We start from the raw sequence: 15,936 nt of genomic DNA on the forward strand, positions 1-15,936 counted from the left end.
GAATTATCCCTCCATAATATAAGACAAATTTCTCAGAAATTCGTTACAGTTTTTTAAAAAATTTTTAAGTATAAAAAAAATAGCCCCATTGAGGGCCATCAATACATTTTTATATCAAAATTTTGCAGCAATAAGTCTTCTTCCCCGCCGTCCCATTTTATTATCAGCTTGATTGGCTTTTTGATTGAATCTAATATTTTCTGCCTTTCATCTGCATTAACTTGAGAGATATTCGGCAACCATGCAGATCTACTAACATCAATACAATTATCTTTTTTCTTTTTAGTTGGTACATTTAAATCTATTTTCTGATGAATTGGAGTTCCAAAATATAGCAATCCAGATAATATATAAGGCTCAAGCCCTTTATCAAGGAATGCAACAATTTTAATATTATTTAATTTTTTCTTACTGATGTTCTCAACTCTTATCGTATAAATTAGTGAAGTAAATTCATTTGAATCTTGAGCTTTTTGGATGTCCCCAGTAGAATCTAAACTATTCGTCTTTTCATTAGTATTTTTCCCAATCTCAATCGTTGTATTGATTTTAAAATGCTTGCTTTTCATTGTATAATTTAAATTAGGTGCGTCATTTGTTTGATATAGATAAATCTGAAAATGACTTTTTTTATAGCTGTAGTAATCATAATATATAAAAAGGCTCAAGACAACTGCTACTATTAAACATAAGATTATTACGCGCTTATTTTTTATAAAATCACCTCCAGCCATATTCTTCAGTTATCCTATCCCCCATATGATAATTATACTCAGCTTGTTGAGTAATCCAATTCTCATCATAGTAATGCGCTGCAGCATCAATATGAATAGAAAGATATATATTTTGCAGTATATATATCATATTTTCTCTTTATCATTGTCATTGACCTGTATATATTTTCACAATTGTCATATCAAATATTGTTATTATAGTAAATATAACTATAATTGCAAGTAAAATTATGGCCAGTGCCAGAAGTACATGTGAAATAAATTTTTTATATTTTCTCACTTAGCATCATCTCCTTTCACTTTATAATATCATTATTTTGCAAACATGCTCATAATACAAATATTAGTAAAATCGTAACCATCAATAAAATATTGATTGATTAGATTTTACTAATATTATAAGAATAAATATTAAAGTCTATAATTTTTTTATCCAGCCATCTGTTCGATTATTTATATCGCCCCATACTCCTATTTCGCTAGCACCTAATGTAACTGACCCTTGATACAAGACACTAAATGTTATATCTGCACTCGCATAAGCTCTAGTTCCACCTATCCCCCAACTGTGCAAGCCGCTCCACGAAAGACTCAATACTGGAATAAAATTGCGTGTTGTGACTGCATCACATCCTTGAATTCCAAGAATACTATTTCCATCGTGTGAATAATCTACCCAAACAACATTTTCAAGTATAGCAATACCGAATATTTCAATATATTTTGTATAAGTTGCTCTTCTATATTGAATTGCTGAGCTAGATTTAATCATAGGGTTAAAATTAATGCTTTGATTAGTTTCATTTAATGTTATAGATATATCTCCATTTTCCAAATATTTCGTTTCCCCGGGTTCTAATTTTTCCGTCAACACTTTAGCCATTAGATCTGCATTATTCAGATATGAAATAAACTTTTCTTGTTTGTCTAGTGGAAGTGTTTTGATTTGTTCAACAAATTTAGATGCTTCTTCTTCATTTGTATTTTCTTTTATCCAAGTCATATAACTACTAATGTTTGTAATTTTGCCTTTAGCTATATCGTCAGCAAAAGCAAAGCTAAAACTTGAAATTGTAAAAAGCACAACAATTAGAAGCAGTGAAACCAGTTTTTTTAACATACTTTACATCTCCTTTTTTGTAGTCAATATGCTTCTCGGTACCAAAAAGCATATTAACTACGATTTTATCTGCAGGAAATGGCGCCAATTTCTGTTAATGTTATTATAAACCAATTATCCTTACTTGAGAAGGTGCTAAATTAGGTCAATTTTTCTGTCACACTTTGTCACTTTATGTAATATATTGTCGAAATCGCGACCGTTTTTCGGTCATAAATTAACTTTATAAAAAAAGGCAGGCATTTAGCCTGCTTATTATCTTAATTCATCAATTTTTTTATCTCCTCTTTTGATAATTCTGTAATCTCTGCTATTCTGTCGATGTCCATACCTTCTTTTAACAACTTTTTTGCAATTTTTATGCTTTTCTCTTTTTCACCTTTTTCAATACCTTTTTCAATTCCTTTTTCAATTCCTTTCTCAATGCCTTTTTCTATTATCATTTTGTACGTTTCAGATTCTTCAATCCTAAACATCCTTACCACCTCCGAAAAAACTTTTTCAATAATTTCTCTTTTATAAACTATACCCGATAATATTTCTGCCTTAAACGCTATGTCCTTCTTTTTGTTTATGTCCAAAGGAATGTCTTTTATGGCTTCAACACATCTTTCCAGATATTTTTCCCCTTCTTTTTTCCTTCTATTTTTGTCCATCAATGGTAGAAGTGAATACAAGTCATAATAATCTGTCTTTACAACATCGGTATATTTTATGTCGCCAACATTTATTATTCTGTATTTATAGTCTAATGTGTTCTGTTCTCCAAAGTCATAGTTTAAACTATTTGCCATTTTCACATTGTCTTTTCCTATATATACGACTATCTGATATGGTAAGAGATTGTGCTTTCCCATTATCTCTAGGGAATATCTTAGCATCCTATAAGGCATTTTTCCGTCATTTTCTGATTGAAATTCTATGTGCACAGCCACATTTCCTTTGTCTGTTGTGCATTTGAATATCATGTCGCTGTCTCTACGTTCTACTCTTGCAAATTCTATATTCAGTTCATCAATCTTTGTGTATTGTAGTCCTAAAAAATAACTCATTATGTCATCTGCCATATCAGAAAAAATATTTTTCATCGTTAGATCGTATTTTGGGCTCATATTTCTTCCTTCCATTTCTCTTCATCTCACCTTTATTATATCATATGAATATTAAAAATACAGATTATTGCTCTAACATTTTTATATCAAAATTTTGCAGCAATAAGTCTTCTTGCTATTATGCATTTTATGTTATAAAATCTTATTAAATTAAAATAAAGAAAGGAAAGCGGTACATGAAAATTGCAAAATATGATAGTGAAGGAATTAGAAAAAAATTACTGTATGTAATTGACAAATACAAAATCACATTAAACACTTTAAGTAAAGTAACAGGAATTGACATTAATTGGCTTTCAGATTATATAAATGGAAAAAGAAAAATAGACGACCTATCAGATAATCTAAAAGGCTTCTTTTTTACCGATTTAATCTTTCTTCTGTCAGACGGAATGGAAATTGATAAAGATGAAAGAATAAAAGGAGTTATTGATGTACTGGTACAAATATTCGACCTCAAATATGAAACTATATCACTTTATGCAGGATTAGAAAAACAAGATATCGAAAACTTTATGAATGACACTAACTCAATTAACTATGAAAAAAAATATAAGTTAGCAGCAGCTTGTATGATGCTTCATTATATATTCAAACAGCCAATAAAATATAAATAATCGGCCATCTAAAAATATTTTACCCTAAAGCAACGATTTTTTATCGCGCTTTGTCACTTTATGTAGTATATTGTCAAAACTGTGACTGTTTTTCGGTCATAGATAAATTTTATAATAAGTTCCCATAAGTATCTATTATTTTATTGTTTATTGCTTTCATCACAATCCCCAAATCGTTATTTACGTTAAATAATGTATAAAGTTTTTCTATGTGTCTACGCAATGTCCTCTCTGAAATCCCTATTTCTTTCAGCACAATTTTTCTTTCATATTTGCATGCCATTTTAGATAATATCAATCTGTCAATATAATCAAGCTTTGAACTCAACAAATCATCTTTTTCATGCATATGCCACAGACATTTTTCAATATAATCTGCAATCTTCCATAGTATTACACTTTCTTCTTTCAGACAATCAATATTTAATGTCGACATATCAAGATATGCAATTATTTCTCTTTCGTAATAATCTACAATTGGAATTGCAGTACAATTCCAATTTTTAAATAGATGACAATAATGTTCTGCTCCACATATCTCTACTTGCCTTTTCAACTTCATTGCAATATTTATTGCATTTGTACCGCAATCTTCAATCCTTAAGCTAACACCTTCTACAAAATGCAATCTACTAAAATAGTCCTTTAGTTTTTGGTCGTATATCAACCTTATTACATATCCATCTTTATCACAAAGTACAAAAAAATATCCTTGTTTTAAGAGATTAGCAAATACACCTTTAGGATTAAAAATAATGTCAAGTATGTAAATTATGCTTTTATAATTCTCTTTTCGCCTGGCCAACTCTTTTTCATCAAGCATTTTTTTAAACCTATTTTTATTTGGGTCAACACCTGAAAGTTTTGATTCTCCGATTGACATAATCAATTCCTCATAAATATTATTCATAATCGTACCACCCCTAAAACTTTTCTCGCCGAATTACCTCTCCATAATATGAAACAAATTTCGCAGGAATTTGTTACAGTTTTTTAAAAAAATTTTTAGGTATAAAAAAATAGCCCTATTAAGAGCCATCAATACATTTTTATATCAAAATTTTGTAGCAATAAGTCTTCTTCCCCGCCGTCTCATTTTATTATCAATTTTATAGGCTTTTTGATTGAATCTAATATTTTCTGCCTTTCATATAAATTGATTTAGTTTGTAATATCGTTATGGACTGTAATTTCTTTTTTCTTTAATTGATCGATGTAAATGTATATTGTGAAATCATTCTGTTCTTTTATCAATTTGTCTAATTCATCGTCAGAAATGCCTGGCATATATATGCTAAAAGCAGAAGACATTGTCTGATTATTGTTATTGTTGGGATATACATAAGCTATGGGCGTCATATTACTCCCTATTAAATCTGCATATTTCTTGGGATATATTATTTGAAATCCAATTTTATGATTTTTTATAGCATTATTTATTCCAGGTAGTGTGTATGTCACAATAAAATTTAATCCCTGTTCTACTTTATCGGAAACCTCCATTTGACACCTTTGTATTGATAAATTGCTTACTTGCACATTGTTAAGAAAAAATTTTTCTTCGTCTTGTTGTAATTGTTTCATATTTGTTGATATACTTGTATAATTAACGGTATTTTCCTTGTGTGCAAAAATAAAATACAAACCCAGTAATACAATCACGATGCCAACAATTGTGAAAATAATTGTTTTCTTTTTAATTTTTATTGACATTAAAACGTCCTCCATAATCTAAAGCCTAAATAAGAAAGCTATAGAAAGCAATATATTTTAAAACTCAAATACTATTGAATGCTATCTACGCTATATTGAACGGCTTTAGGTATTTTAACGCCATTTACTGTTGTAAGACCTTGATAATAAGTGTTATAACCTGTCATTGCATTTCCATTATATACCCTATACACATCATAACGCTTTACATAGACTGAATATAAATCATAATTTATGGCACCATAATAATCACGACTGTTATAAGGAGCAGGAGGCCCTGTAAATTGTTGTGTCAAAGACCAAGTATAAGTATATGTTCCGGAAGATGTTAGCCCAAATCCAGCTTTAACAACATCCTGAATTCCAGCTTCAACTGATGTTGTAAAGACAATAGTACCAGATACTGTTTTTGTCGTAGTTAAAGTTTTAGTTGTTCCTCTTGCCACTGAAATCAAAAAGATGTCGTTGCATCTTGGTCCAACATTATAAGCATATATAGCGCTATGATCATAATAATAATAAGAATGATCATATCCTTCATGTATTGTACCCATTGGATAGACAAGATTATTTGTAACTAATGGACTAGTTTTTGAAAGATTAGCATCCACAAAAGTAACGATTGTACCAACCTTATCAGTAGGTTTTCCGAGTACTTTCTCTTCAGAATTCGGAATCGCAACACCTAAAGCAAAAGCAAAGCTAAAACTTGAAATTGAAAGAAACACAGCAATTAGAAGCAGTGAAACCAGTTTCTTTGACATACAATGCGTCTCCATTTTTTGTAGTCAATATGCTTCTCGGTACTAAAAGCATATTAACTACGATTTTATCTGCAGGAAATAGCGCCAATTTCTGTTAATGTTATTATAAACCAATTATCCTCATCTGGGAAGGTGCTAAATTAGGTCAATTTTTCTGTCATACTTTGTCAATCTGTGTAATATATTGTCGAAACTGCGACCGTTTTTCGGTCATAAATTAACTTTATAAAAAAGGCAGGCATTTAGCCTGCTTATTATCCTAATTTATCAATTTTTTTATCTCCTCTTTTGACAACTCTGTAATTTCTGCTATTCTGTCGATGTCCATACCTTCTTTTAACAACTTTTTTGCAATTTTTATGCTTTTCTCTTTTTCACCTTTTTCAATACCTTTTTCAATTCCTTTCTCAATGCCTTTTTCTATTATCATTTTGTATGTTTCTGATTCTTCAATCCTAAACATCCTCATCACCTCCGAAAAAACTCTCTCAATAATTTCTTTTTTAAAGACTATACCCCAATATGAATAATGAAAATAATGTGTTCAAAATTAGAATTTATAAAACTTTGACTAATGTACCATTATCAAATTCAAATACTTCATCACATAGTAATCTAATGTCTTCACTTATATGACTTGCAATTAATATTGTTGTACCATTTTTCTTGAGGTTAAAAAGCAAATTTCTTATATTTGCAACACCATTTTTATCCAGACCATTAAATGGTTCATCCAATATTAAAATTTTTGGATTTTCCATTATTGCTTGCGCTATTGCCAGCCTCTGTCTCATTCCAAGTGAATATTTCTTTACTTTCTTATTGCTATCATTTTCTAATCCAACTAATTTTAATGCATCTTTTATCTCTTTTTCACCTATAATATTCCTTATTGATGCTAAATATTTCAAATTATAATATCCGGAATAGTCATCTAAAAATCCCGGACTTTCTATAATAACTCCTAAATCAGGTGGAAAATCTATATCCTTTCCTAATTTTTTATTGTGTATAAAGACATCGCCGTCAGTAGATGACATTAGACCAGACAGAATCTTAAAAAGGACCGATTTACCACATCCATTATAGCCTGTAAATCCGTAAATTTTCCCTTTTGTCAATTCAAAATTTACATTCTCGAATATAACTTTATCTTTGAATCTTTTGCTCAGATTTGAAACTTTTATAACTATTTCATCCATTTTATCAACTCCTTAATCAATATCGATAATTGTTTCTTTATTTTTGATTGTCAAAAGGATAAGCAAAATACTAAATATAATATTAACAGCGAAAAATAAATATAATGGCAAATGGTTGTAATTGTTAGAAAGAACATTCAATTTTGTTATTAAAATATGCTCGCCTAAGTAAAAATTTAATTTCGGCAGCGAAAAATTTAAAATGTAAATAACGAAGACAACAACAAATCCTATATAAAGTTTTCTTGTAATTCTTGTAATATATAATTGCACCATAGAAATAGTAAATGTACCTATAATTTGCGCAAAATACATATTAAACAATATCCTATATATAGAGTACAAATTTTTGTTGTATTTTGTATAATCATAAAATACATAGCTTATCCATGTGCCACTAAATATTAAACTTGATATTCCGTATAAAACCACATCATATATGAAAAAAAACATCACTATGACTATTAACATCGAAATAATATTCGATGTATAAAATAATTTATTGTTCATTATCCTTGGCAAAGTAAATATAGCATTTTTCCCCATCATATTATCCATATACATTTCTATTACCATGGCTATCATGATATAAGGAAAAAATACCAACATCGTCTGTATTATGTTTATATTTTCTATATTATAGCCACCAAAAGATAATACAACCGAATCAAGTATCGTTATATTTTGAAAATAGGAATTATATACAACATTAAATATTGATAATGCTAAGGATAAGAAAGCAAAGATAAATAGCTTTTTATATATATATCTTAGGTTATAATTGAAAACTAACAATCCCAACTTATTCATTTCTATTTCAAAACAATCTCCTTTAAATTATATTTTAACAAAATATGTATGGCCACAATCATAATTAATAGGTGAAAGTTGTTAGCCACAATAAACTCTATTAGATTATAATTTGAATTAAACGAAAAAATATATATATTTCCAATATCGAGTAAATTAATAATAGGTATGTTTCTTAGATTCAATACTACAGTACTTACAAGCGCTATAATTATGCTTATAGCTAAACTTAAACCATAATTAACTGAAGTAAATCCTATAGCTAAAGCCATCTCCAACATGCCCAGCACAATTAAAGACAGGTGAAACCTTATATAATAAATAATAATGCTGCTAAAAGGTGTTAAATTTTTTGCAAACAAGGTGTACAAATCATCACCATTAATTGCGCTGCTGCTCCAATTGGGACTATAGCCAAGATTTAGATATGCGCCAATATAAACGCTGAAAATAATTAAAATCAAATAGATAATGCTTGTAATAAATATCAATATATATTTTGATATAAGCCAATTTATTTTATTATCTAATCTTGTATGAACAAATGGTGTTATATTGCTATCATTACATACATTGTAAATTAATAATAAAAATGTTGCCAAGAAGAAAATTCCATATATATAATGGCTTCCTAATAAGTAAAACACTCCATTCCAAAAATTATCTTCTCTACTAAATACATTTGTCTTTATAGCCAAATACGGAAATATCAGTATGTATAAAAAAATAATATATATACTTTTTTGTTTAACAACCCTTTTTAATGTAAAATTCACATAACCTCTTATAATACGTTTATCCATTCTTTAGCACCACTTTATAGTTTATATAGTATGTTATTATTCCTATTGCCAATAATCCTAAATTTAGAATTATAAAATGCAATATGTCATAGCTTTTATTGTAAAAAAAATTGTAGGCATTTGTCATTGAATAATTTTGATTAATATTAAATATGGCTATTTCATAAATTATAAAAAATATATATGGCAATGTGTAAATAATGTATTTCTTGTTAAAAAAACTTGTAATACCAGCAGAAAACCCCGCAAAAGAAAATCCTAAAATAAAATGCATTATAAATACAATAAATATGTATTTATTTGGATCTTTAAAAAATATACTACTATATAGTCCATCTGGTGCACCTCTTGAACGCAATATTGATACTGGTAAAATCTCATTTCTTGCAACCAATAACAAAATTATATAATAAATTAATTCGGGCAAAACCAATGCGATTCCACCCATGATACCATTCACAATAAATTTGATCTGATGATATTTTTTTAAACCTATTCTGGATATACTGAAATAATTAAATTTTTTATTCCTCTCATATATATATGAATAAGTAAAAGGTAGAATTATCATAAACACAAAAAAAGTCTTAATAAGATAATAACTCTGACTCCAAATTAAATACGCATTCTGTCCAGGTCTTATTACATTTTCATAATACAACTTTTTATCTGATATATCTGGTGAATTTATATTGGCAAATGCAGCCGGTTTTAATATAGACTGATATGCAGATAAAAATAATAATAAAAGCGAAACTAATACTACGAATAACAATTTTTTATCAAATACGGCCCTTTTAAATTCTTCTCTCAACATAATATCTACCACTCCCGATTTTTTATTATGTAAAATAACTTACAAAGAATTTGCTCATATCATGAAAAAGATTTTTTGAAAATTAGCATTTAATATGCGGATCTATTTATATTTTCTTAATACTTCATTTTTTATACTTTCATACCTATTTGCGACAGTACTATCTGACGTTATTATATCCAAATCTTTAACATCACCATATTTTAACCCTTGATTTATTTTTTTCTCATCTACTGCAATAACTTCGCCTGTATCTTTTAACTTGTATTTTCCATAAGGCACCGAAGTAAACAAAAAACTAATGCCTTCATTGTTTTTATAATGATATCCCTGTGGAGCCTTTATCTTCCTTAAAAAAACGATATATTCATCGTTGCTGTGCATAAAATTGTAACCCCATTGAGAATAAAATGTTTTATTATACACATCAAAAAAACAAGGTTCATAAATATATACATAATTTTTACCTTTTAAATCATTTCCTTTGTATATCTTAACAACATTTACTTTTGTATACAATGTATTATTTAATGTTTTCCTTTCATCTTCTACTCTCACTTTTAAAATATAATCAGATTTAAGTTCAAGATCTGATAGACTTTTTATGTTTTCCACATAAAAACTTTTATAAAATGCCCTATCAGAATCCACATCTCCCACAACTATTTTATAATCATCTATATTATTTGAAATTCTAGAAAAAGAGACATTGTCTTTGTATGAAAACCTCGTAAAAATTCCTACCACAACGCTGATTACAATCAAAGATACGACAATCGAAATCAAAACCTTATCTAATTTCTTCATTCAATACACCTCTTTTTATGATTGTATTACCAAACCATCATCAACTTTGTATTTAACATCTGATAATATATCTATGTCGTCTTTGTTGTGGCTTGCAATAAGTATAAGCGCACCCCTCTTCTTCTCTCCTATCAATATTTCCCTTACAAGCTGGACGCCATTTTCATCAAGTGAATTTGTAGGTTCATCTAGAATTATGATATCAGGTCGTTCCATAATAGCTTGAGCAATTGCAAGGCGTTGTTTCATCCCTAAAGAATATTTTTTATATATTCTTCTGTCATCTGGATCTAGACCAACTCTTTTTATAGATTTTCTGATATCTTCATCACCTATTATGTTTTTTATTGATGATAAAACTTTTAAATTCTCGAAACCTGTATAATGATCCCAAAACCCCGGTGATTCAATTATTACGCCTATACTCTCTGGAAAAGATATGTCCCTATGCAGAACTTTATTATTTATTGTAATCGTACCAGACGTCGGCTTAATCAAGCCGCATAACGCTCTAAAAAGCATTGTCTTTCCAGACCCATTTCTGCCAAAAAAGCCGTATATCGTACCCTTTTCAAGATTTAGATTAATATTTTTTAATATCTCATTTTGTCCTATATTTTTGCTAAGGTTTGTTACTTCTAAATATCCCATTCTACATTACCTCCTCATATTATATCTTTATGTTGAAAAACATATATTCCGTAAATCACAATAATAAAACATGATAAAATTAAATATGAAATTGAATCAATTATTGAAAAATTCTTTATGCTAAATTCAAACATGTACAAATTATTATACATGCTATTCATACTGTGCCATGCCAAAATTCCATGGCTAACTGGAACTAGCTTTAACAAATAAATTTTCATTTTGAAATATTCATAAATGAATGAAGACAGCAATATTGAAAATATATCTACAAATAAAGCTATCAGAAAGCTGTATATTACATCCATTTTTAACGATAAAATATTTATTATCAATATATATTCATAATTTAATAGTACCGTCAATATAAGCATAGTCAGTATTAACTCTATTCCTTTGTAAATATATAACATTTTATATCCAACGACAGTACCAATTATGTACGTTATTAAAAACATTATAAAGTAAAATAAAATGACAAATTTAAATAAATCGTAAGTCTTATCAATAACCCATTTGCCTCTTCTATTAGTACGAGTAAAAATATAAACACTATTCTTGTCTAATTCACCAGCAACAAATTCCTTTAAAATCCACATAAGTGTCATTTGAGGTAAAACCCATTTTAAAAATGGCATTACATATTTAATGGCCCTAATATCTACAAAACCGTATTCTGCAAAAAATAAGCCTTCCAACGAATTAATTCCATATAAATTTGTTAAATAAACATTGTATAAACCAAGCAAAATAGCAATTATTGAACCGTATATTATTATTTTTTTATTTATTTCGTTTTCTAATAATTTCCTCACATTATTCACTCCAATATATATCCACATGCTTACATACACAATATCCATAAATATATAGAATTACGTAGATTAGCAAAAACCATAATACATAAATCAAATCCATATAATCGAATACGAATCTATTTGTATTGAATTTGTATACAAGAAACATATAATATTCTACTGATCTTATCTTCAAAGGAAAAATCCGCTGAAATGAAAACTGCTGGATTACATATACTAACAATATAATGCCATACGTTAAAACATATCCAATCCACGTTTTTTTAGTAATTAGTGTAAATATTTCATAAAGCAGTGAAAAAATTAAGAAGCCAAGTAAGTGTAACAAAAAACCTGTAAATAAAAATATAAAAAATCTTGAATCTAATTTTTCACCGTTGCCGCTAAAAATTACATTTACAATCATCACTAAATTAATTATTGTTACATATATAAATGAATACAAAAACATTCCAAAATTTTTATCTCTCCACCATCTTTTTATGTCATTGTACTTGAGTATTATTTTATACCTATCAAAAATATCAATATTAAATTCTAAAATTGATAAAAACAGCGGAAATATAACTAAAAGCACAATGTTTACCTTAAAAAAGTCATTGTACATATAATATAAAAAGTCTTTATTTTGCACTCTATTTAATTGGTTTATAAAATCTCCGCTATACTTTAAAGCATTGTATATGCCTAAAACTATCAGTATAGATATTATCAAATACAATCTCTTGCTTCTTAACAACATCTTTATCATCAAACTGTGTATTATTTTCATTATACCTGCTCCCATCGCTATTTAACTATATCTATTTCATACTTAAATCCCTTTAAAATAATTATCGAAAGACTTACTGATAGCAATAATACTATCCATAATACTAACGCTATATATGAGCCTTTCGATAAGCTGTATAAATACTGCTCTATGGAATATTCGTAATAACCTGCAACCGAAAGTATAAAATTTAAAATTTGAAGCACTATAAACATTCCTGCTATGACAAAAACTCTGCTCTTATTAAATACAAAAAATAGAGAATAGCCAAATAGTGCGAATAATGACGCCAATAGACTATCTAAAGCCATATATATAAAATCATATAATAGAGGCCACTGAATTCTCACAAAATCAAATAAATACTCCTTTTGATAACCTAAATCAAATGGAGGTAATGCTGAATTGTTATCAAATCCGACTAGTGGAAAGGCAATAAAAGTCAGCAACTGATTTATCAGCAATGGTATAAAAAATGTAAAAAAAGTCACAAAAAATATTACTATACATTGCGATAATATATAAATTTTTTTATCCGTTCTTGTTAAGATGTTTTTATAGGTACCAATTCTGGCATTTGTATAAAATGAATCAGAATATATTATTGTAGCGAATACCGGCAGCAATATGATTTCAACATTTAACAACAAACTGGAATAATTGCCTCTGATAATGCCTGATTCATATGCAGATCTAACAAAACTTAATGCATGGCCGTAAAAAATATAGCATGTCAGCAAAAATGCACTTATAGATATTAAAAACAATGCCATAAAAACAATTTTAAATTCTTTTCTATTAATACAATTTTTCAGCTCAAATAAAATCATATTTCTCAAAATATCACATCCTAATTGGCAATTATTAATTATCTAAAAACTTAAGTATAATAAAATTACAAATAATCACAATCTGCTGATGACTACCTTTATTTTTTATGTTAAAGTACTTACACAAACGTGTCAATTGTCCAAAAGTATCAATTTTATAGCTTACTCAAGATACCATTATCTATTTCATAAACTTCATCACATAATAAGTTTATATCTTCTGAATTATGACTAGCCATGAGAATTGTCACATTATTCTCTGCATTTAATGATTTTAGTAGTTCCCTTACTGATTCAACTCCTTGTTTATCTAATCCATTCATCGGCTCATCTAATATCAATAATTTAGGTTTTTCCATTATAGCTTGCGCTATTCCTAGCCTTTGTTTCATACCTAACGAATATTTTTTAACCGGTTTTTTATCATTATAATCCAATCCAACTATTGTCATTGCATTTTTAATCTCATCATCATTAATAATATTTTTTATAGAGGCTAATAATTTAAGATTTTTATATCCACTGTACTGCGGCAAAAAACCCGGATGTTCAATAATTGCCCCAAAATCTTTAGGAAAACTCACATCTTTTCCTATAACATCACCAAAGACTTCTACTCTACCCTCTGAAGGATAAACTAATCCGGAAATTATTTTGAAAAGCATACTCTTTCCAGAACCATTACGACCTACTATGCCACATATTTTACCTTTTTCTACGGATAAGTTTATGTTTTTTAAAATATACTTACCTTTGATAATCTTTGTTAAATTGGTTATTATAATGGCTTTATCCATGACTTTAATCATCCTTTCATAATATCAAAAATTTCAATATAAAATTTCCCTTTTTTTTATGTAATTAAAGCCAAATATTATCAGTAAAATAATTAAAGCGATAACGTAAGAATATGACCAACTGATAGAAATTAAATCATTTCTACCAGATATATTAAAAATATTATGTCTCATAAATATGCCATGATTTGACGGAAACCATTTAAATAGGCTGCCTTTTGCAAACCCGGCATGAATCGATATTACATTTAACATTATTATACATATTAAGCCTACCATGGCATTCTTAAATATCATGCTTATCAATAATTGAAAAATACTCAATAAAAAGCTTGTAAGCCACAGTAAAAAAAACATATTAAATATTATTTTTGCATTGTAAACAATGGTTACATTTTTTTCGTTAACAAACGTTTCAACTATTACTTTGCTAAAATTATTGTTTACTGGATAATTTAAAAAAGCTAAAATAATTACAACAAAAAATTCTATAGTAAAATATATAAAAGTAATAACCGAGAGACTACCTATCTTGCTAAACCACCATATTTTTAGCGAAGATATTCTTGGCAATAAATATATATTTCTCTCTTTTAATTCAAGATCAATAAGATAAGTTAATGCATATGATAAAAATATTTGTGGTAATAACCATTTAATTTCATCTATGATTCTAAATGCATTTTTAAATGGGCCTCCTAATGCTAGTAAAATAAAGTCAAATAATCCAATATTTTTATACATATAGAATTCACTTGCATTAGCAATGTACAAAATTATAAACATAGATAACAATATTAATGCTCTTTTAAAAGAGAAAATACTACACATATCATTTTTAATAATCCTAATAGTCATTATTATTACCTCCAACATCAAAATCTTGTCTTTTAAATAAAAATAATCCTAATATATAGGTTATAACGATGATACTGGCCAAATAGATAAATGAGTATGGAATAGTCGGCAATGTATTAGCCCGTCTGAAATTATGATTAAATAACAAGATATTATCTGCCAAAAGATATTTTGTATATTTTATCAAATTCATATATTTTGCAGCTATGCTCATAATAATGATAAATGATGATGTAATAAAACCCATATATACCTTTCTAAAGCATATTATCCCTATATAAAATACAGTTCCTAAGATCGTAAAATTAAATATTAAAAACAAAGATGAAATTAGAACTGCTGTTAATGGTGACATATAACTTATAATTTCTATAGGCATTTTATTAAGTTCTTTGCTTATTGTTTTGCTGCCGTCACTCCATAAATTCTGAAAATCCAAATTTAAACATCCTATGAGTACATTTATTATGATAATGCATACAACAAATATAAGAGCTAAAGTGAATATAGATAAAAAATTCATAATGAACCATTCATCTTTAGAATTACACCTTATAATTCGTAAATTATCATTGTCATGTAAAAACATATTTCCTATTAAAAATAAAAATAAAAAATTTAATGCAAACATAACTTCATGAAAATTACTCATGTTTGACAAAAGTAAGTCATATATATTAAACGTCGTCTTATAAAGTCTTGTATATATAG

At 27.7% G+C, this 15,936-nt stretch carries 21 protein-coding genes and 1 pseudogene; 1 reads left to right on the plus strand and 21 read right to left on the minus strand.

The features are described from left to right. Positions 1 to 98: 98 nt before the first annotated feature. The 5 genes from CPG45_RS03675 to CPG45_RS03685 form a co-directional block, all read right to left on the minus strand. Positions 99 to 734: a hypothetical protein gene (locus CPG45_RS03675; protein WP_096230680.1), complete on the minus strand. Its 636-nt coding sequence runs from the start codon at positions 732 to 734 to the stop codon at positions 99 to 101. Then, a complete protein-coding gene (locus CPG45_RS16740) occupies positions 721 to 864 on the minus strand; it encodes a hypothetical protein (RefSeq protein ID WP_157732320.1) in 144 nt (47 codons plus the stop codon). Before CPG45_RS16740 ends, CPG45_RS03675 begins: the two co-directional genes overlap by 14 nt. 18 nt (positions 865 to 882) lie before the next feature. After that, positions 883 to 1,014, minus strand: coding sequence for a hypothetical protein (locus tag CPG45_RS17870; protein ID WP_255405131.1), 132 nt, complete (start codon positions 1,012 to 1,014; stop codon positions 883 to 885). A 138-nt stretch (positions 1,015 to 1,152) separates the two neighbouring features. Then, complete coding sequence (locus CPG45_RS03680; protein ID WP_096230681.1) at positions 1,153 to 1,854, minus strand: hypothetical protein; 702 nt, start codon at positions 1,852 to 1,854, stop codon at positions 1,153 to 1,155. Between the two features lie 260 nt (positions 1,855 to 2,114). After that, a complete protein-coding gene (locus CPG45_RS03685; RefSeq protein ID WP_096233455.1) occupies positions 2,115 to 2,966 on the minus strand; it encodes an Rpn family recombination-promoting nuclease/putative transposase in 852 nt (283 codons plus the stop codon). A gap of 176 nt (positions 2,967 to 3,142) precedes the next feature. Here CPG45_RS03685 and CPG45_RS03690 point away from each other — a divergent pair, with 176 nt between their 5' ends. Further along, on the plus strand, positions 3,143 to 3,583 hold the full coding sequence (locus tag CPG45_RS03690) for an HTH domain-containing protein (RefSeq protein WP_096230682.1): 441 nt from the start codon (positions 3,143 to 3,145) through the stop codon (positions 3,581 to 3,583). 109 nt (positions 3,584 to 3,692) lie between these two features. Here the strand turns inward: CPG45_RS03690 and CPG45_RS03695 are convergent, their stop codons facing one another. From CPG45_RS03695 to CPG45_RS03770, 16 genes and pseudogenes are all read right to left on the minus strand, one after another. Next, positions 3,693 to 4,493: a sigma-54-dependent transcriptional regulator family protein gene (locus CPG45_RS03695; RefSeq protein WP_096230683.1), complete on the minus strand. Its 801-nt coding sequence runs from the start codon at positions 4,491 to 4,493 to the stop codon at positions 3,693 to 3,695. A gap of 251 nt (positions 4,494 to 4,744) precedes the next feature. Next, positions 4,745 to 5,296 (minus strand): hypothetical protein, encoded by a 552-nt coding sequence (locus tag CPG45_RS16990; protein ID WP_096230684.1) that lies wholly within the window; start codon positions 5,294 to 5,296, stop codon positions 4,745 to 4,747. A 71-nt stretch (positions 5,297 to 5,367) separates the two neighbouring features. Next, the gene (locus tag CPG45_RS03705) at positions 5,368 to 6,060 is read right to left on the minus strand and encodes a hypothetical protein (RefSeq protein ID WP_096230685.1); all 693 of its coding nucleotides are present in this window, start codon (positions 6,058 to 6,060) and stop codon (positions 5,368 to 5,370) included. 259 nt (positions 6,061 to 6,319) lie between these two features. Then, positions 6,320 to 6,577, minus strand: a pseudogene (locus CPG45_RS03710) (Rpn/YhgA-type helix-turn-helix domain-containing protein); the annotation flags it as partial. A 40-nt stretch (positions 6,578 to 6,617) separates the two neighbouring features. Next, positions 6,618 to 7,262 carry an ATP-binding cassette domain-containing protein gene (locus CPG45_RS03715; RefSeq protein ID WP_096230686.1) on the minus strand — a complete coding sequence of 215 codons (645 nt, stop codon included), beginning with the start codon at positions 7,260 to 7,262 and terminating at the stop codon, positions 6,618 to 6,620. Between the two features lie 12 nt (positions 7,263 to 7,274). Further along, the gene (locus tag CPG45_RS03720) at positions 7,275 to 8,072 is read right to left on the minus strand and encodes a hypothetical protein (protein WP_096230687.1); all 798 of its coding nucleotides are present in this window, start codon (positions 8,070 to 8,072) and stop codon (positions 7,275 to 7,277) included. 2 nt (positions 8,073 to 8,074) lie between these two features. Next, positions 8,075 to 8,875, minus strand: coding sequence for a hypothetical protein (locus CPG45_RS03725; protein ID WP_096230688.1), 801 nt, complete (start codon positions 8,873 to 8,875; stop codon positions 8,075 to 8,077). Further along, positions 8,868 to 9,692, minus strand: coding sequence for a hypothetical protein (locus tag CPG45_RS03730; protein ID WP_096230689.1), 825 nt, complete (start codon positions 9,690 to 9,692; stop codon positions 8,868 to 8,870). Before CPG45_RS03730 ends, CPG45_RS03725 begins: the two co-directional genes overlap by 8 nt. Before the next feature lie 102 nt (positions 9,693 to 9,794). Continuing rightward, positions 9,795 to 10,499, minus strand: coding sequence for a hypothetical protein (locus CPG45_RS03735; protein WP_096230690.1), 705 nt, complete (start codon positions 10,497 to 10,499; stop codon positions 9,795 to 9,797). 15 nt (positions 10,500 to 10,514) lie between these two features. Beyond that, on the minus strand, positions 10,515 to 11,150 hold the full coding sequence (locus CPG45_RS03740; protein ID WP_096230691.1) for an ATP-binding cassette domain-containing protein: 636 nt from the start codon (positions 11,148 to 11,150) through the stop codon (positions 10,515 to 10,517). 14 nt (positions 11,151 to 11,164) lie between these two features. Continuing rightward, on the minus strand, positions 11,165 to 11,965 hold the full coding sequence (locus CPG45_RS03745; RefSeq protein WP_096230692.1) for a hypothetical protein: 801 nt from the start codon (positions 11,963 to 11,965) through the stop codon (positions 11,165 to 11,167). A 1-nt stretch (position 11,966) separates the two neighbouring features. Further along, positions 11,967 to 12,740, minus strand: coding sequence for a hypothetical protein (locus tag CPG45_RS03750; protein WP_096230693.1), 774 nt, complete (start codon positions 12,738 to 12,740; stop codon positions 11,967 to 11,969). A gap of 17 nt (positions 12,741 to 12,757) precedes the next feature. Continuing rightward, positions 12,758 to 13,570, minus strand: coding sequence for a hypothetical protein (locus tag CPG45_RS03755; RefSeq protein WP_231969070.1), 813 nt, complete (start codon positions 13,568 to 13,570; stop codon positions 12,758 to 12,760). Positions 13,571 to 13,725: 155 nt separating this feature from the next. Beyond that, on the minus strand, positions 13,726 to 14,367 hold the full coding sequence (locus CPG45_RS03760; protein WP_096230695.1) for an ABC transporter ATP-binding protein: 642 nt from the start codon (positions 14,365 to 14,367) through the stop codon (positions 13,726 to 13,728). A gap of 33 nt (positions 14,368 to 14,400) precedes the next feature. Next, entirely contained in the window at positions 14,401 to 15,225 is an 825-nt protein-coding gene (locus CPG45_RS03765; RefSeq protein WP_096230696.1) for a hypothetical protein, read from the minus strand. Beyond that, positions 15,215 to 15,664, minus strand: a complete 450-nt coding sequence (locus CPG45_RS03770; RefSeq protein WP_096230697.1) for a hypothetical protein — start codon at positions 15,662 to 15,664, stop codon at positions 15,215 to 15,217. Before CPG45_RS03770 ends, CPG45_RS03765 begins: the two co-directional genes overlap by 11 nt. Positions 15,665 to 15,936 lie beyond the last annotated feature (272 nt).

Origin of the sequence: Thermoanaerobacterium sp. RBIITD (genome assembly GCF_900205865.1) — a bacterium.
GTDB lineage: Bacteria > Bacillota > Thermoanaerobacteria > Thermoanaerobacterales > Thermoanaerobacteraceae > Thermoanaerobacterium.

Coding starts and splice junctions, on each gene's coding strand:
- CPG45_RS03675 (WP_096230680.1), bottom strand. CDS start 734: ATGGCTGGAGGTGATTTTATAAAAAATAAGCGCGTAATAATCTTATGT.
- CPG45_RS16740 (WP_157732320.1), bottom strand. CDS start 864: ATGATATATATACTGCAAAATATATATCTTTCTATTCATATTGATGCT.
- CPG45_RS03680 (WP_096230681.1), bottom strand. CDS start 1,854: ATGTTAAAAAAACTGGTTTCACTGCTTCTAATTGTTGTGCTTTTTACA.
- CPG45_RS03685 (WP_096233455.1), bottom strand. CDS start 2,966: ATGAGCCCAAAATACGATCTAACGATGAAAAATATTTTTTCTGATATG.
- CPG45_RS03690 (WP_096230682.1), top strand. CDS start 3,143: ATGAAAATTGCAAAATATGATAGTGAAGGAATTAGAAAAAAATTACTG.
- CPG45_RS03695 (WP_096230683.1), bottom strand. CDS start 4,493: ATGAATAATATTTATGAGGAATTGATTATGTCAATCGGAGAATCAAAA.
- CPG45_RS16990 (WP_096230684.1), bottom strand. CDS start 5,296: ATGTCAATAAAAATTAAAAAGAAAACAATTATTTTCACAATTGTTGGC.
- CPG45_RS03705 (WP_096230685.1), bottom strand. CDS start 6,060: ATGTCAAAGAAACTGGTTTCACTGCTTCTAATTGCTGTGTTTCTTTCA.
- CPG45_RS03715 (WP_096230686.1), bottom strand. CDS start 7,262: ATGGATGAAATAGTTATAAAAGTTTCAAATCTGAGCAAAAGATTCAAA.
- CPG45_RS03720 (WP_096230687.1), bottom strand. CDS start 8,072: ATGAATAAGTTGGGATTGTTAGTTTTCAATTATAACCTAAGATATATA.
- CPG45_RS03725 (WP_096230688.1), bottom strand. CDS start 8,875: ATGGATAAACGTATTATAAGAGGTTATGTGAATTTTACATTAAAAAGG.
- CPG45_RS03730 (WP_096230689.1), bottom strand. CDS start 9,692: ATGTTGAGAGAAGAATTTAAAAGGGCCGTATTTGATAAAAAATTGTTA.
- CPG45_RS03735 (WP_096230690.1), bottom strand. CDS start 10,499: ATGAAGAAATTAGATAAGGTTTTGATTTCGATTGTCGTATCTTTGATT.
- CPG45_RS03740 (WP_096230691.1), bottom strand. CDS start 11,150: ATGGGATATTTAGAAGTAACAAACCTTAGCAAAAATATAGGACAAAAT.
- CPG45_RS03750 (WP_096230693.1), bottom strand. CDS start 12,740: ATGAAAATAATACACAGTTTGATGATAAAGATGTTGTTAAGAAGCAAG.
- CPG45_RS03755 (WP_231969070.1), bottom strand. CDS start 13,570: ATGATTTTATTTGAGCTGAAAAATTGTATTAATAGAAAAGAATTTAAA.
- CPG45_RS03760 (WP_096230695.1), bottom strand. CDS start 14,367: ATGGATAAAGCCATTATAATAACCAATTTAACAAAGATTATCAAAGGT.
- CPG45_RS03765 (WP_096230696.1), bottom strand. CDS start 15,225: ATGACTATTAGGATTATTAAAAATGATATGTGTAGTATTTTCTCTTTT.